The 14,634-nt window shown below is 72.2% G+C and carries 12 protein-coding genes and 1 pseudogene; 7 read left to right on the top strand and 6 right to left on the bottom strand.

The window, feature by feature from the left end; all coding sequences use genetic code 11:
- Nucleotides 1-13: 13 nt before the first annotated feature.
- Both O7623_RS16640 and guaB read right to left on the bottom strand, forming a co-directional pair.
- Nucleotides 14-1,132 carry a GuaB3 family IMP dehydrogenase-related protein gene (locus O7623_RS16640; protein ID WP_282223963.1) on the bottom strand — a complete coding sequence of 373 codons (1,119 nt, stop codon included), beginning with the start codon at nt 1,130-1,132 and terminating at the stop codon, nt 14-16.
- Nucleotides 1,133-1,203: 71 nt separating this feature from the next.
- Nucleotides 1,204-2,694, bottom strand: coding sequence for an IMP dehydrogenase (guaB, locus tag O7623_RS16645; RefSeq protein ID WP_282229439.1), 1,491 nt, complete (start codon nt 2,692-2,694; stop codon nt 1,204-1,206).
- Nucleotides 2,695-3,055: 361 nt separating this feature from the next.
- Here guaB and O7623_RS16650 point away from each other — a divergent pair, with 361 nt between their 5' ends.
- Entirely contained in the window at nt 3,056-3,472 is a 417-nt protein-coding gene (locus tag O7623_RS16650; RefSeq protein WP_282223964.1) for a DUF5319 domain-containing protein, read from the top strand.
- Between the two features lie 30 nt (nt 3,473-3,502).
- On the opposite strand, the gene O7623_RS16655 is transcribed toward O7623_RS16650, so the two are convergent.
- On the bottom strand, nt 3,503-4,456 hold the full coding sequence (locus tag O7623_RS16655) for a response regulator transcription factor (RefSeq protein ID WP_282223965.1): 954 nt from the start codon (nt 4,454-4,456) through the stop codon (nt 3,503-3,505).
- 267 nt (nt 4,457-4,723) lie between these two features.
- Between O7623_RS16655 and O7623_RS16660 the strand changes: the two are divergent.
- A pseudogene (locus O7623_RS16660) lies at nt 4,724-5,092 on the top strand (WhiB family transcriptional regulator); the annotation flags it as partial.
- Between the two features lie 133 nt (nt 5,093-5,225).
- On the opposite strand, the gene O7623_RS16665 reads toward O7623_RS16660, so the two are convergent.
- The 3 genes from O7623_RS16665 to groES form a co-directional block, all read right to left on the bottom strand.
- On the bottom strand, nt 5,226-6,863 hold the full coding sequence (locus O7623_RS16665; RefSeq protein ID WP_282223966.1) for a molybdopterin-dependent oxidoreductase: 1,638 nt from the start codon (nt 6,861-6,863) through the stop codon (nt 5,226-5,228).
- A gap of 127 nt (nt 6,864-6,990) precedes the next feature.
- Nucleotides 6,991-8,634 (bottom strand): chaperonin GroEL, encoded by a 1,644-nt coding sequence (gene groL / locus O7623_RS16670; protein ID WP_282223967.1) that lies wholly within the window; start codon nt 8,632-8,634, stop codon nt 6,991-6,993.
- A gap of 119 nt (nt 8,635-8,753) precedes the next feature.
- The gene (gene groES, locus O7623_RS16675) at nt 8,754-9,068 is read right to left on the bottom strand and encodes a co-chaperone GroES (protein WP_123606067.1); all 315 of its coding nucleotides are present in this window, start codon (nt 9,066-9,068) and stop codon (nt 8,754-8,756) included.
- A 225-nt stretch (nt 9,069-9,293) separates the two neighbouring features.
- Between groES and O7623_RS16680 the strand changes: the two genes are divergently transcribed.
- The 5 genes from O7623_RS16680 to O7623_RS16700 all read left to right on the top strand — a co-directional run bounded on the left by O7623_RS16680 (nt 9,294) and on the right by O7623_RS16700 (nt 14,629).
- Nucleotides 9,294-10,535 carry a class I SAM-dependent methyltransferase gene (locus O7623_RS16680; protein ID WP_282229440.1) on the top strand — a complete coding sequence of 414 codons (1,242 nt, stop codon included), beginning with the start codon at nt 9,294-9,296 and terminating at the stop codon, nt 10,533-10,535.
- A gap of 45 nt (nt 10,536-10,580) precedes the next feature.
- A complete protein-coding gene (ybaK, locus tag O7623_RS16685; protein WP_282223968.1) occupies nt 10,581-11,060 on the top strand; it encodes a Cys-tRNA(Pro) deacylase in 480 nt (159 codons plus the stop codon).
- 293 nt (nt 11,061-11,353) lie between these two features.
- Nucleotides 11,354-12,445, top strand: a complete 1,092-nt coding sequence (locus O7623_RS16690) for a substrate-binding domain-containing protein (protein ID WP_282223969.1) — start codon at nt 11,354-11,356, stop codon at nt 12,443-12,445.
- Nucleotides 12,446-12,572: 127 nt separating this feature from the next.
- A complete protein-coding gene (locus tag O7623_RS16695) occupies nt 12,573-13,376 on the top strand; it encodes an ATP-binding cassette domain-containing protein (protein WP_282223970.1) in 804 nt (267 codons plus the stop codon).
- Complete coding sequence (locus tag O7623_RS16700) at nt 13,373-14,629, top strand: ABC transporter permease (RefSeq protein WP_282223971.1); 1,257 nt, start codon at nt 13,373-13,375, stop codon at nt 14,627-14,629. Before O7623_RS16695 ends, O7623_RS16700 begins: the two co-directional genes overlap by 4 nt.
- Nucleotides 14,630-14,634 lie beyond the last annotated feature (5 nt).

A 14,634-nucleotide genomic window follows, 5' to 3' on the forward strand; every position in this document is an offset into this window, starting at 1 on the left:
GTACGGCGCGCGGTCACCGGTCGAGAACCAGCCCGACCCGCTGGAACTCCTTCAGGTCGCGGTAGCCGCACTTGGCCATCGCCCGGCGCAGCCCGCCGAAGAGGTTCTGCTGGCCGTCCGGGGAGTCGGCCGGGCCGAAGAGCAGCTGCTCCATGTCGCCCAACGGTTCGCCGGCCACCCCGTACGCGCCGCGCGGCAGCTTCGGGTGGCTGGCCACCGAGTGCCACCAGGCACCGGACGCCGGGGCCTCGGCGCACAGCGACAGCGGCTCGCCGAGCATCACCGCGTCGGCACCGCAGCCCAGCGCTTTGGCGATGTCACCGGAGGTCTGCAGGTCACCGTCGGCGATCAGGTGCACGTACCGGCCGCCGGTCTCGTCGAGGTAGTCGCGGCGGGCGGCGGCCGCGTCGGCGATCGCGGTCGCCATCGGCACCCGGATACCGAGCACCGAGTCGGTGGTCGACCACTCGTCGGCGCCGATGCCGACGATCACGCCGGCCGCGCCGGTGCGCATCAGGTGCAGCGCCGTCTTGTAGTCGGTGCAGCCGCCGACCACGACCGGCAGGTCCAGGTCGGCGATGAACTCCTTGAGGTTCAGCGGCTCGTCGGTGGTGGAGACGTGCTCGGCCGAGACCAGGGTGCCCTGGATCACCAGGATGTCGACGCCGGCGTCGAGGATCACCGGGGCCAACGCCAGGGTGTGCTGCGGGGACACCCGGACGGCGACGGTGCCGCCGCCGGCACGCATCTGCCGGACCCGTTCGGCGATCAGCTCGGGGCGGATCGGTTCGGCGTACACCTCCTGCAGCCGCTTGGTGCCCGGGTCGTCGTCGTCCATCCCGGCCAGCTCGGCGAGAACCTTGGCCGGGTCCTCGTAGCGGGTCCACAGCCCTTCGACGTTGAGCACGCCGAGCCCACCCAGCTCGCTGAGCTTGGCGGCGGTGGCCGGGCTCATCGTCGCGTCCGACGGATGCGCCACGCACGGGATCTTGAACTGGTACGCGTCGAGCTGCCACGCGGTGGAGACGTCGTCGACGTCCCGGGTGCGCCGGCTCGGCACGATGGCGATGTCGTCCAGGTGGTAGCCGCGCTGCGCGGTCTTGCCCAGCCCGATCTCGACCACGTCACGCATGGGTGTCTCCGTTATGGACAGGTCGACGCGTGGCCGCCGCACGCTCGGCGACGGCAGGTCGACGGGGAACGTCAGCGGGTGTGGTAGTTGGGTGCTTCGACGGTCATCTGGATGTCGTGCGGGTGGCTCTCCTTCAGACCGGCGGCGGTGATCCGGATCAGCTGACCGCGCTGGTGCAGGTCGTCGATGCCTTCGGCACCGACGTACCCCATCGCCAGCCGGACCCCGCCGATGAGCTGGTGCACGACGGTGCTCAGCGGCCCACGGTACGGCACCTGGCCCTCGACGCCTTCGGGTACCAGCTTCTCGTCGCTGAGCACGTCCTGCTGGAAGTAGCGGTCCTTGGAGTAGGAGCGGGCCTGGCCGCGCGACTGCATCGCCCCCAGCGAGCCCATCCCCCGGTACGACTTGAACTGCTTGCCGTTGATGAACATCAACTCGCCGGGGCTCTCCTCGCAGCCGGCGAGCAGGCTGCCGAGCATCACCGTGTGCGCCCCGGCGACGAGCGCCTTGGCGATGTCACCGGAGTACTGGATGCCGCCGTCGGCGATCACCGGCACCCCGGCCGGCTGGCAGGCGCGGACCGCCTCCATGATCGCGGTGATCTGCGGTACGCCGACCCCGGCGACCACCCGGGTGGTGCAGATCGCGCCGGGGCCGACCCCGACCTTGACCGCGTCGGCACCCGCCTCGACCAGCGCCCGCGCGCCGGCGTAGGTGGCCACGTTGCCGCCGACGACGTCGACGGTCGTGTCGGCCTTGAGGGCCCGGACCATGTCCAGCACGGCCCGCTGGTGGCCGTGCGCGGTGTCGACGATCAGCACGTCGACGCCGGCGTCGACCAGGGCGCGGGCCCGCTTGTACGCGTCGTCGCCGACGCCGATCGCGGCGGCCACTCGCAGCCGGCCGGCGTCGTCCTTGGTCGCGTCGGGGTACTGCTCGCTCTTGGTGAAGTCCTTGACGGTGATCAGCCCGCGCAGCCGGCCGGCGTCGTCGATCAGGGGCAGCTTCTCGACCTTGTGCTGACGCAGCAGCGCCAGGGCGTCCGCCTTGGCGACGCCGACCGGGGCGGTGACCAGCGGCATCCGGGTCATGATCTCGCGTACCGGCCGGTTTTGGTCAGTCTCGAAGCGCATGTCCCGGTTGGTGACGATACCGACCAGGGCCCCATCGGCGTCGACCACCGGCACGCCGGAGATACGGTACCGGCCACAGAGCGTGTCGACGTGCTGCAGGGTGTCGTCCGGGCCACAGGTCACCGGGTTGGTGATCATGCCGGCCTCGGAGCGCTTCACCAGGTCGACCTGGAGCGCCTGGTCGTCGGCGGAGAGGTTGCGGTGCAGGACGCCGATACCGCCCTGGCGGGCCATGGCGATCGCCATCCGAGCCTCGGTCACCGTGTCCATGGCGCTGGACAGCAGGGGAATCGACAGCTGGACGTTGCGGGTCATCGACGTCACGGTGTTGACCCGGCTCGGGATAACGTCCGACTCGGCGGGCTGCAGCAGCACGTCGTCGAAGGTCAGGCCGAGCGGCACCGCCCGGGCCGACCCGGCCGGCATCTCCGGTACGTGACCACCGAACGCCGGGGGAACGGACACGTGCCCGCCGTTGGCGGTGCGGTCGACGACGGTCTGCTCGGCTGGCGAGTTCTCCACGACTTGATCCCCTGAGCTGGTCGGACGGGTGCGCCTGGTGGCAGGTGTGGGTGGGGGGACACACGCGGCCGGAGCGGAGGCGGCCCGGTGCCCGACGGCGGTTGACCGGCTCGCGCCGTCGCGACGGCGCGATGGTTCATCGTACCCACCGGTCCGGGCGCCGGCCGCGCCGCGCCCGTCTGGGCCGGCCGACCGGCGCGGCACGGCGGCTGGTCGCGCCGGGTGGGGCCGACGCGGCCGGTACGGATGGGACTACGGTGGAGGGGTGCACGAGGAGCCGATCGATCCCTTCAGTGGCGACCCCGCCGATCCGGCGGCCGGGCTGGAGGATCTCACCGAGGACGGGGAGTCCGACTCGTTGACCGCCGCCGAGCGGCAGGACGTGTTGGAGGACCTGGCGGACCTGGAGGTCTACCAGGCCCTGCTCGGCGCGGTCGGGATCCGTGGTCTGGTGATCGAGTGCGAGGACTGCCGGGAGCCGCACTACTTCGACTGGGATCTGCTCCGCGGCAACCTGCGGCATCTGCTCAACTCTGGCCGGCCACGGGTGCACGAGCCGGCCTTCAACCCGGACCCGGATCACTACGTCACCTGGGAGTACGCCCGGGGCTACGCCGACGGCGTACACGACACCCTGCACGACGAGTCCGACGATGACGAGATGCCGGAGCAGCCGTCCTGATCCCGTAGCTGTCCGGGCGGCGGAGACTTCTCAGGCGACCAGGCCGGTACGGAATCCGGTCGCCACGGCGTGGGCCCGGTCGCGGGCACCCAGTTTGCGGAACAGCCGTCGGGCGTGGGTCTTGACAGTGTCCTCCGAGACGAACAGTTCCCGGCCGATCTCACCGTTGCTCTTGCCTTCGGACATGCCGCGCAGCACCTGGAGCTCGCGTTCGGTCAGCCCGGTACGCCGCAGCGGCGAGCCGGACGGACCGATGGTCGGTGGAGTGCCGGCCGGGCCGACGGTGGCTGTGCTGCCGGGCGGCGTCATCGCGGTGCTCGGGCCGCCGGCCGCCGTCGCACCGCCGGCCGCCGTCGCACCGCCGGTGGTCGGGATGCCGGCGGTCGGGCTGGCCGGTGCCGTCGCATCGTCGCGCTGGTTCGGCACCACGGTCGATGCGGCGTCGGTCGGGGCGGGTGCCGCCGGACCGGTGTCGCCGCCGGGAGTCGCGCCGGTGGCCCGGTTGGTCGCCGCCGAGGCCGCGGCGACGGCACTGACCGTGGCCGTCTCGACCGGTGCGGGCGCGACGGTGCCGGTGATCGTCGCCGGCTGTTCGGCCAGCAGCGCCGGCACCTGCCGACCGGGGGCGGCCAGCAGCAGCAGGGTCTTGGCGACGACGCTGACCAGGTCGTCGGCGTCGCGGATCAGCCCGCGGGCGCCGGCCGCGATCGCGGCGGACGCCACCTGCGGGTCCTCGCCGCCGAAGAGCACGATCACGCTGTTCGGCGAGCGGGCCAGCACCCGACGGGTGAAACTGGCACTGTCCGGCCGGGCCAGCGCCGTGTCGGCGAGCACGATCTCCGCCGGCCGCTCGGACAGCCGCAGCATCACCTCGGGTTCGGAGACGGCGGTCCGGACGACAGCGGAGAGGCCGAGCCGGGCCGCCGCCCCGGTGATGTTCTGAGCTGCGGCAACCGACCGTACACAAACGAGCACCTTACGCACTGTGTCTCCCCTCTCCCGTGAGCAGGAGATCACGCGAGGCCGGCTCGCTCACACGCTTTGCCACGAAAAAAGATGAAAGTTCAGGACGGCTGGCCACGTCGCCGACCGGTCGTCACCGCCCAGGTTCTCGACAGGTTGCCTGTGCGGTGATTGAGCAGTGGGGCTGGCGGGTACCGCAGTGACTGTCGAGGACCGGTGCGCTTGCGCGGCCGGCCGCCCGGTCCGACCATGAGCTGTCCGCGGTGCCGCGCGGAAGGAGGGGTGCAGATGTCGGACGTACGTCGACTGCCCGGACCTATCGTCGACCTCTGGGAGTGGCAGATCCTCGGTGCCTGTCGCGGTCGCGACAGCGCGCAGTTCTTCCACCCGGACGGGGAACGGGGTTCGTCACGCACCCGGCGGGAGGCCGGCGCGAAGGCTGTCTGCCGGACCTGCCCGGTCCGCGCGGAGTGCGCGGCCCACGCCCTTTCGGTACGCGAACCGTACGGCGTGTGGGGCGGGTTCAGCGAGGCCGAGCGGCTGCGGCTGCTCGCCCTCGGCTGGGAGGACCTGGCCGACCGGCACCGGCACCGGGTGGACGTGGCCCGGCTGGAGGCCCGGCTCGGCCGCCCGCACAAGTCGACCGTACCGGCGCAGCACGAGACCGTACCGGCGCAGCGCCGGGCCGTACCAGCGCAGCACGAGACCGTACCGGCGCAGCGTCGGCAGCGTGAAGCCGCACCGGCGGCCTGAGCCGGCCGTCCGCTCGCGCCCGGCCGCCCGAGATCCGCTATGCCACGCTGACCCGGATCGTGTGCCAGCCGGTCGCCCCGTCCGGGGCGACCGGCTGGCGGCCCTCCGGCTGCGTCTCGCCGGTGGTGTCGGTCGCCCGCACCTGCAGCACGTGCTCGCCAGCGGTGGCCGGCCACTGCCAGACCCACTGCACCCAGGTGTCGGCGGAGACCGCGGGTGCCAGGGTCGCCGACTGCCAGGGGCCGTCGTCGACCCGTACCTCGACGGCGCGGATGCCCCGGTGCTGGGCCCAGGCCACCCCGGCCACCGGCACCGTGCCGGCGGTCAGCTCGGCCCGTTGCCTCGGCGTGTCGATCCGGGACTGGGTCTTGATCGGCCCCTGCGCCGACCAACCCCGGGGCACCCAGTACGCGTCGAAGTCGGCGAAGCTGGTCACCTCCAACTCGGTGATCCACTTGCAGGCGGAGACGTAGCCGTACAGACCGGGCACCACCATCCGGACCGGGAAGCCGTGCTCCACCGGCAGCGGTTCGCCGTTCATGCCGACCGCGAGCAGCGCGTCCCGCCCGTCGAGCAGCGCCTCGGTCGGCGTACCGCAGGTCCAGCCGTCGACCGACCGGCCGACGACCTGGTCGGCACCGGGCAGCGGGCCGGCGGCGGCCAGCAGTTCCCGCACCGGTACGCCGAGCCAGCGGGCGTTGCCGATCAGGTCCCCGCCGACCTCGTTCGACACGCAGGCCAGGGTGACGTACCGCTCGACCAGGTCCATCGCGAGCAGGTCGGGGTAGCTGACGGTGATCTCGGTGGCGACCCGGCCGTGGATCCGCAGCCGCCACTGCTGCGGGTCGACGCGGGGCACCACCAGCGCGGTGTCGATCCGGTAGAAGCCGCTGTTGGCGGTGACGTACCGGGTCAGCCCCGACACCTGCGGGTCCACACCGGAGGGTACGGGGGCGGCGACGTCGGCGGCGGCCGGCAGGGTGATGGAGGCCCGGACGCTGGCCACGCTGCGCTGCTGGGCCAGCCACCGGCCGCCGGCACCGGCCAGTGCGGCGGCCCCGACGCTGACGCCGACGGCGGACAGGAACCGCCGCCGGTCGCCCACCCCGGCTCCGGGCAGCACCGGCGCGGTCGGGGTGGCTGGAGCGGCTGGCCCGGCCGGCGGGGTCGGTGGACCCGCCGACGTGGGCGGGTCGGCGGCGGGGCGCAGCGGGCCGTTCAGCAGCGCCCGCAGCAGGATCGCCGCAGCCAGGGCGCCGAGCAGCGACGGTAGCGCGGACGCCGGACCGGCGTCCGGCCGGCTCACCGCCGCCGCGACGCCGACCAGGCCGAACGCGGCGATACCGAGATCCCCGGCGATCGGCGCGCGGGCCGCCAGGACGCCGATCCCGGCGGCGAACCCGGCCAGCAGGACGGCGGTGCCGACCAGCAGCGCACTCTTGTCGTGTACGCCGAACACGTCGATGGCGAACCGGGTGAGCGGCTCCGGCGCGGTGTCGACCACGAACCCGCCGACCGCGACCAGCGGTGCCGAGCGGGCACCGGCGACGACCGCGACCACCTCGGCGAGCCCGAGGGCGACGGCGGCGGCGGCCACCCCCGCGAGGGCGGCCAGTCGGGTCGGCGTACGGTCCCCGGCGGACCGCGCCACCGGCGGTGCTGCCTGATGCGTCATCGTCCGACGATACGTCGGGGTCGGGGCGGTCGGCGAAGAGCGGAATCCGCGCGACCAGGGCCGGCGGCGCAGCGCCGTGGTGCCCTGATCACGCGGATCCAGGTGGAACAGGTGGAGCAGGTACGGGTCAGAACCCGGGGCCGTGCTGGTGACCGTGCCCGTGGTCGTGCCCGTGGCCGCCGGCGGCCGGCTGCGGCTTCTCCGGCTTCTCCACCACGAGGGTCTCCGTGGTGAGCAGCAGCCCGGCGATCGACGCGGCGTTGGTGACCGCGTTGCGGGTCACCTTGACCGGGTCGACGATGCCGGCCGCGGCCAGGTCGACGTACGAGTCGGTCGCGGCGTTGAGGCCGTGGCCCCAGTCGGCTTCACGCACCTTGCCGACGACGACGTACCCGTCGTGGCCGGCGTTCTGGGCGATCCACCGCAGCGGCTCGTGCAGCGCCTTGCGGACGATCGACACGCCGACCTTCTCCTCGCCGGTGAAGCCGAGGTCGTCGTCGAGCACGCTGGCGATCTGGCTGAGCGCGGCGCCGCCACCGGGGACGATGCCTTCCTCGACCGCGGCCTTGGTCGCGGCGATCGCGTCCTCGATGCGGTGCTTGCGCTCCTTCATCTCGACCTCGGTGGCGGCCCCGGCCTTGATCACCGCGATGCCGCCGGAGAGCTTGGCCAGCCGCTCGGACAGCTTCTCGCGGTCCCAGTCGGAGTCCGACGCCTCGATCTCCTTGCGGATCTGGGCGACCCGGTCGGCGACCTCGGAGTCGCGGCCGCCGCCGTCGACGACCGTGGTGGTGTCCTTGTCGACCACGATCCGCCGGGCGCTGCCCAGCTGCTCCAGCCCGACGGCGTCGAGCTTGTAGCCCAGCTCCGGAGCGATCAGTTCGGCACCGGTGAGGATCGCCATGTCCTGCAGCATCGCCTTGCGGCGGTCGCCGAAGCCGGGGGCCTTGACCGCGCAGATCTTGACGGTCTTGCGGATGGCGTTGACCACCAGGGTGGACAGCGCCTGACCCTCGACGTCCTCGGCGACGATCAGCAGCGGCTTGCTGGCCTGGACGACCTTCTCCAGCAGCGGCAGCAGCTCCTCGATCGAGGAGATCTTCTGGGTGGTGATCAGGATGTAGGCGTCCTCGAGGACCGCTTCCTGCGCTTCGGCATCGGTGACGAAGTGCGGGGAGATGAAGCCCTTGTCGAACTGCAGGCCCTCGGTGACGTCCAGCTCGGTGGCGAGGGTGGAGCCTTCCTCGACGGTGATCACACCGTCGCGGCCGACCCGCTCCATCGCCTCGGCGATCAGGTCGCCGATGGTGGCGTCCTGCGCGGAGATCGTCGCCACCTGGGCGATCGAGTCCTTGCTGGCCACCTCGACGGCCTTGGCCAGCAGTTCGTCGGAGACCTTCTGGACGGCCGCGTCGATGCCGCGCTTGAGGCCGGCCGGGTTGGCTCCGGCGGCCACGTTGCGCAGTCCTTCACGGACCATCGCCTGGGCGAGCACGGTGGCGGTGGTGGTCCCGTCGCCGGCGACGTCGTTGGTCTTCGTCGCCACCTCCTTGACCAGCTGCGCACCGAGGTTTTCGTACGGGTTGGTGAGCTCGATCTCCTTGGCGATGGTCACGCCATCGTTGGTGATCGTCGGGGCGCCGAACTTCTTGTCCAGCACGACGTTGCGCCCGCGCGGGCCGAGGGTGACCTTGACCGTGTCCGCGAGGGTGTTGACGCCGTGCTCCAAGAGGTGCCGGGCGTCGTCCGAGAAACTCAGGATCTTCGCCATGACATTCCCTTCACAGGCACTAGCCGTCGGCCGGGCGGCGGAGGCCGCCGGGCACCGGCCTACGGGCGACGCCCCGGAGACCCACGTGGGGCTCCGGGGCGTTCAGCACTGGCAGTAGGTCACTTCTCGATGACGGCGAGGACGTCGCGGGCGGAGAGCACCAGGTACTCCTCGCCGGCGTACTTGACCTCGGTGCCGCCGTACTTCGAGTAGATGACCGTGTCGCCGACGTTGACGTCAACCGGGATCCGGTTGCCCTTGTCGTCGACGCGGCCCGGGCCGACAGCGAGGACGGTGCCCTCCTGCGGCTTCTCCTTGGCGGTGTCGGGGATCACGATGCCCGACGCCGTGGTGGTCTCAGCCTCGTTCGCCTGGACCAGGATCCGGTCCTCGAGCGGCTTGATCGCAACCTTGGTCGCGGTAGTCACGGGCATACCCTCCTGGGGTATCAGGTGTTGGTGCCGGTCGCGTGGGCGGCCAGCGTCAATCTGCCTCATGTCCACCGGGCGGGTCCGTCGTCGCGGGTGCCGGTCCGCCTGGCGTTTCGCCCTCCGGCCGGAGCCGGCGGGCTGGCACCCTCAGCATGAGAGTGCTAACCGCAGATTAGCAGTCGCCTGTGCGGAGTGCTAGCCCGATGGCCGACCATGGACAATGTCGCGGTGCACCCGGACGAGTTGGCCGCGCTGCGCTCCCCGGCCGGGGCGGCGGCCCTGACCGCCGCCGCGCAGGTGCTGGCCGCGCCGGGTGGCGACGATCCGCTGACCGCGGCGACCGCGCTGCGTACCGCCGGGGTGCCGGCCCCGCTGGCCACCGCCGCGCTCACCCAGGCCGCGCTGCGCGCCCGCGCGGTCGGCAAGTTCGGCCCGGCCGCCGCCCGGATGTTCTTCACTCGCGCCGGTCTGGAACAGGCCACCCGGGCCGTGGTCGCCGACCGCCGCGCCGCCCGGTTGCGCGCCGCCGGGGTACGCCACCTCGCCGACCTGGGGTGCGGGGTCGGCGCGGACACCCTCGCCGCGGCCCGGGCCGGCATCCGGGTGTACGCCGTGGAGGCCGACCCGGCCACCGCCGCGATCGCGGCCGCCAACGCCGAGGCCACCGGGCTGGCCGACCTCGTCACGGTGGTCTGCGCCGACGCCACCGACGTCGACCTCACCGGCGTCGACGCGGCCTTCTGCGACCCGGCCCGCCGTTCGGGCACCGGCCGGCGCACCTTCGACCCGGACAGCTACTCCCCGTCCTGGGACTTCGTCCGCTCCCTGGTCGCCCGGGTGCCCCGGACCGTGCTCAAGGTGGCGCCGGGCATCGACCACGCGCTGATCCCGCCCGGCGCCGAGGCCGAGTGGGTCAGCGTCGACCGGGACGTGGTCGAGGCGGCGTTCTGGTGCGGCCCGCTGGCCGGCCCACCCCGGCGGGCGACCCTGCTGCGCAGCGGGCGGCCGGCGACGGGCCTGGTCGGCGACGGCGGCGAGCCGGTGGCGGTCGGCCCGGTCCGGCGCTACCTGTACGACCCGGACGGCGCGGTGGTCCGCGCGCACCTGGTGGCCGCGTTCGCCGCCACCGTGTCCGGCACCCTGGGCGACGAGTCGATCGCCTACGTCTACGCCGACACGCCGACCGACACGCCGTACGGCCGGTGTCTGGAGATCACCGACGTGCTGCCGTTCTCGCTGAAGCGGCTGCGGGCGGTGCTGCGCGAACGCGGTGTCACGCGGCTGGAGATCCTCAAACGCGGTTCCCCGCTCGACCCGGCACAGTTGCGGCGCGACCTGCGGCTGCGTACCGCCGCCGGAGCCGGCGTGGCGGCGAGCCTGGTGCTGACCCGGGTGGCCGGCGCCCCCACGGCCCTGCTCGGCCACCCGGTGTCGGCGCCGCCGGGCCCGGTGGGCGCGCCCGCCCGCTGACGGCGCCCACCCGCTGAGGGTGCCGGGCCGGTAACGTCGCCGGACATGGCAGGTACGGCGACCCCCGCGACGACGCTGCTGACCCGGCGGCGGATCCCGTTCCAGGTGCACCCGTACCAGGTGTCGCCGGAGACGCCGGACTACGGCGCGGCGGTCGCGGCCGCCCTGGGCGTGGCGCCCGCGCAGGTGTTCAAGACGCTGGTGGCGCAGGTCGACGGGGCGCTCGCGGTCGGTGTCGTGCCGGTCACCGGGGAGCTGGACCTCAAGGCGTTCGCGGTGGCGCTGGGCGGCAAGCGGGCGGCGCTCGCCGACCGGGTGCTGGCCGAGCGGACCACCGGGTACGTCCGGGGCGGGATCAGCCCGCTCGGGCAGCGTCGGCGGCTGCCGACGGTGCTGGACGCCTCGGCGTGCGGGTACGCCGAGGTCTACGTCTCGGCGGGGCGGCGCGGGTTGCAGTTGAGTATCGCTCCGGGTGACCTGGCCGCCGTCGCCGATGCCCGGTTCGCCCCGATCGCTACCCACTGATCCGGCAGACGACGGGCAGATGTCCGTCACGTTGCTGAATTGTTATCGCTGGCAACAAAACTCGTGACGCCGGCGGTCTTGTGCTCGCCGCCACACTCCTAATACGTTGCCGGACACAACAAAACGACGACGACCCTCCGCCCCAACTGCGGGGAGTCGCCGTCGCCGGCCGGGTTCCGGAGCCCGCAGCGCCGCGCGAGCCACACCTCACGCACGAGCAGCACCACCTCAGCACGCACGAACAGCACCACCTCCTTGTACGCGACACATCACCCTTCGAAAGGACCCGAGCGATGCGCAAAGGGATCCTCAGCACCGCCGCCGCCGGCATTCTGCTCGCCGGCGGCCTGACCGCCTGCGGCAGCGACAGCGGCACCGACAGCGGCGACACGCCGACCCCGAAGATCGGCGTGATCCTGCCGGACAGCGCCTCGTCCGACCGTTGGGAGACCGCCGACCGGCGCTTCCTGGAGGAGGCGTTCGAGGCCGCCGGCGTCGACTCGACCATCCAGAACGCGCAGGGCGACAAGGCCCAGTTCCAGACCCTCGCCGACCAGATGATCACCGACGGCGTCACCGTCCTGATGATCGTCAACCTGGACTCCGGCACCGGCAAGGCCGTGCTCGACAAGGCCAAGCAGCAGGGCGTCGCCACCATCGACTACGACCGGCTGACCCTGGGCGGCTCCGCCGAGTACTACGTCAGCTTCGACAACGAGGCCGTCGGCAAGCTGCAGGGCGAGGGCCTGGTCAAGTGCCTGACCGACGCCGGGGTGCAGAACCCGACGATCGCCACCCTCAACGGCTCGCAGACCGACAACAACGCCACCCTGTTCAAGGCCGGCTACGACGGGGTCCTCGACCCGCTGTACGAGTCCGGCGAGTACACCAAGGGCCCGGACCAGTGGGTGCCGGACTGGGACAACACCCAGGCCGCGACGATCTTCGAGCAGATGCTGACCCAGACCGGCGGCAAGATCGACGGTGTGCTGGCCGCCAACGACGGCCTCGGCAACGCCGCCATCTCGGTCCTCAAGCGCAACCAGCTCAACGGCAAGGTCCCGGTCACCGGCCAGGACGCCACCCCGCAGGGCCTGCAGAACATCCTCGCCGGCGACCAGTGCATGACCGTCTACAAGGCGATCAAGGCCGAGGCGCAGGCCGCCGCCGAGCTGGCCATCGGGCTGGCCAAGGGCGAGCGCAAGGAGGTCGCGCAGACCGTCACCGACACGGAGACCAACCGCGAGGTGCCGGCGGTCCTGCTCACCCCGCAGGCCATCTACAAGGACAACGTCGTCGACGTGGTCAACGACGGCTACGTCACCGCCGAGGAACTCTGCACCGGTGAGTTCGCCGCGCTCTGCACCGAGGCCGGCATCAGCTGACCCGGCGTCGCCGGCCCGGCCCGGCAGCCCCGCCGCGGGTGTCACCCGGCAGCACCATCGCCGGGTGACACCCGCGGCGGACGCGCCGACGCCGCTGGACGGACACCCTCACGAAGGAGACCCACCCGTGTCCGCGACCCCCCTGCTGCAACTACGCGGGATCGACAAGAACTTCGGCCCCGTCCAGGTGTTGCGCAACGTCGACTTCGACGTCCACGCCGGTGAGGTGACCGCACTCGTCGGTGACAACGGCGCCGGCAAGTCCACCCTGGTCAAGTGCATCAGCGGCATCCACCCGATCGACCGCGGCGAAGTCCTGGTCGACGGCCGACCGGTGCACATCCACAGCCCGCGCGACGCCGCCGCGCACGGCATCGAGGTCGTCTACCAGGACCTCGCGCTCTGCGACAACCTCGACATCGTGCAGAACATGTTCCTCGGGCGGGAAAAGCGCACCGGGATCGTGCTGGACGAGACCACCATGGAACAGATGGCCGCCGACACCCTCGCCGGGCTGTCGGTGCGGACCGTCAAGTCGCTGCGCCAACTCGTCGCCAGCCTCTCCGGCGGCCAACGCCAGACCGTCGCCATCGCCAAGGCGGTGCTCTGGAACAGCAAGGTCGTGATCCTCGACGAGCCCACCGCCGCGCTCGGCGTCGCCCAGACCGCCCAGGTGCTGGAGCTGGTCCGCCGGCTCGCCGACAACGGCCTCGCCGTCGTGCTGATCTCACACAACATGAACGACGTCTTCGCCGTCTCCGACCGGATCGCCGCGCTGTACCTCGGCCAGATGGTCGCCCAGGTACGCAGCACCGAGATCACCCACGCCCAGATCGTGGAACTGATCACCGCCGGCCGCAGCGGTCAGCTCGGCCTGCCCGCCGACAACGGCGCCGAGTACACCACCAGCGGACCGGGAGCCGACCGATGAGCACCGCCACCTCGACAGCCCAGCGGCCGGTGGTCCCGGCCGACTCGCCGGGCGTCGCCGAGCATCTGCGCAACTACTTCTCCCGGGTCCGCGGCGGCGACCTCGGCGCGTTGCCGGCCATCCTCGGCCTCGTCGTGCTCTGCACCGTCTTCTCGATCGTGCGGCCCAACTTCCTCACCGCCGGCAACTTCGCCAACCTGTTCATCCAGGGCGGCGCGGTCGCCCTGATCGCGATGGGTCTGATCTTCGTCCTGCTGCTCGGGGAGATCGACCTCTCCGCCGGCTTCGCCAGCGGGGTCTGCGCCGCCATCCTGGCGGTCGTCTCCACCGAGATGGGCCTGCCCTGGTACGTGGCGGTCCTCGCGGCGATCGCCACCGGCACCCTGATCGGCACCGTCCTCGGCGTCCTGGTCGCGAAAGTCGGCATCCCGTCGTTCGTGGTCACCCTCGCCGCGTTCCTGGCCTTCCAGGGCACCGTGCTGCTGCTGATCGACGGCGGCCGCAACGTGTCGATCCGCGACAGTGTGCTGATCGCCATCGTCAACCGCAACGTCCCGCCGGTGATCGGCTGGGCCATCTTCGGCGTCGGGGTGGCCGGCTTCGCCGCGATCCAACTGCTGCGCCACCGCAGCCGCTCCGCCAAGGGCCTGGTCACCGACCCGCTCGTGGTGGTCCTGGCCCGCATCGGCGTACTGGTCGCCGTCGCCGGATCGGCCGTCTACATCCTCAACCAGGAGCGCGCGGTCAACCCGCTGTTCGCCTCGCTGCGCGGGGTGCCGATCGTGGTCCCGATCATCGTCGTACTGCTGATCTTCTGGACCTTCGTCCTCAAGCGGACCGCGTACGGCCGACACATCTACGCCGTCGGCGGCAACCGCGAGGCCGCCCGCCGGGCCGGCATCAACGTCGACCGGATCCGCATTTCCGCGTTCATGATCTGCTCCTCGATGGCCGCCGTCGGTGGCATCGTCGCCGCCAGCCGGGCCAACTCGGTGGACGCCAACACCGGCGGCAGCAACGTACTGCTGTTCGCCGTCGGCGCTGCGGTGATCGGCGGCACCAGCCTCTTCGGTGGCAAGGGCCGGGTCCTCGACGCCGTCCTCGGTGGGGCCGTGGTCGCGGTGATCGAGAACGGCATGGGGCTGCTCAACGTCGAATCCGGCGTGAAGTTCGTCTTCACCGGCCTGGTGCTACTGCTGGCCGCCAGCGTCGACGCGCTGTCCCGGCGGCGGGCCGCCGCCGGATCCCGATGACCGCG

Source organism: Solwaraspora sp. WMMD791 (assembly GCF_029581195.1).
Taxonomy (GTDB): Bacteria; Actinomycetota; Actinomycetes; order Mycobacteriales; family Micromonosporaceae; genus Micromonospora_E.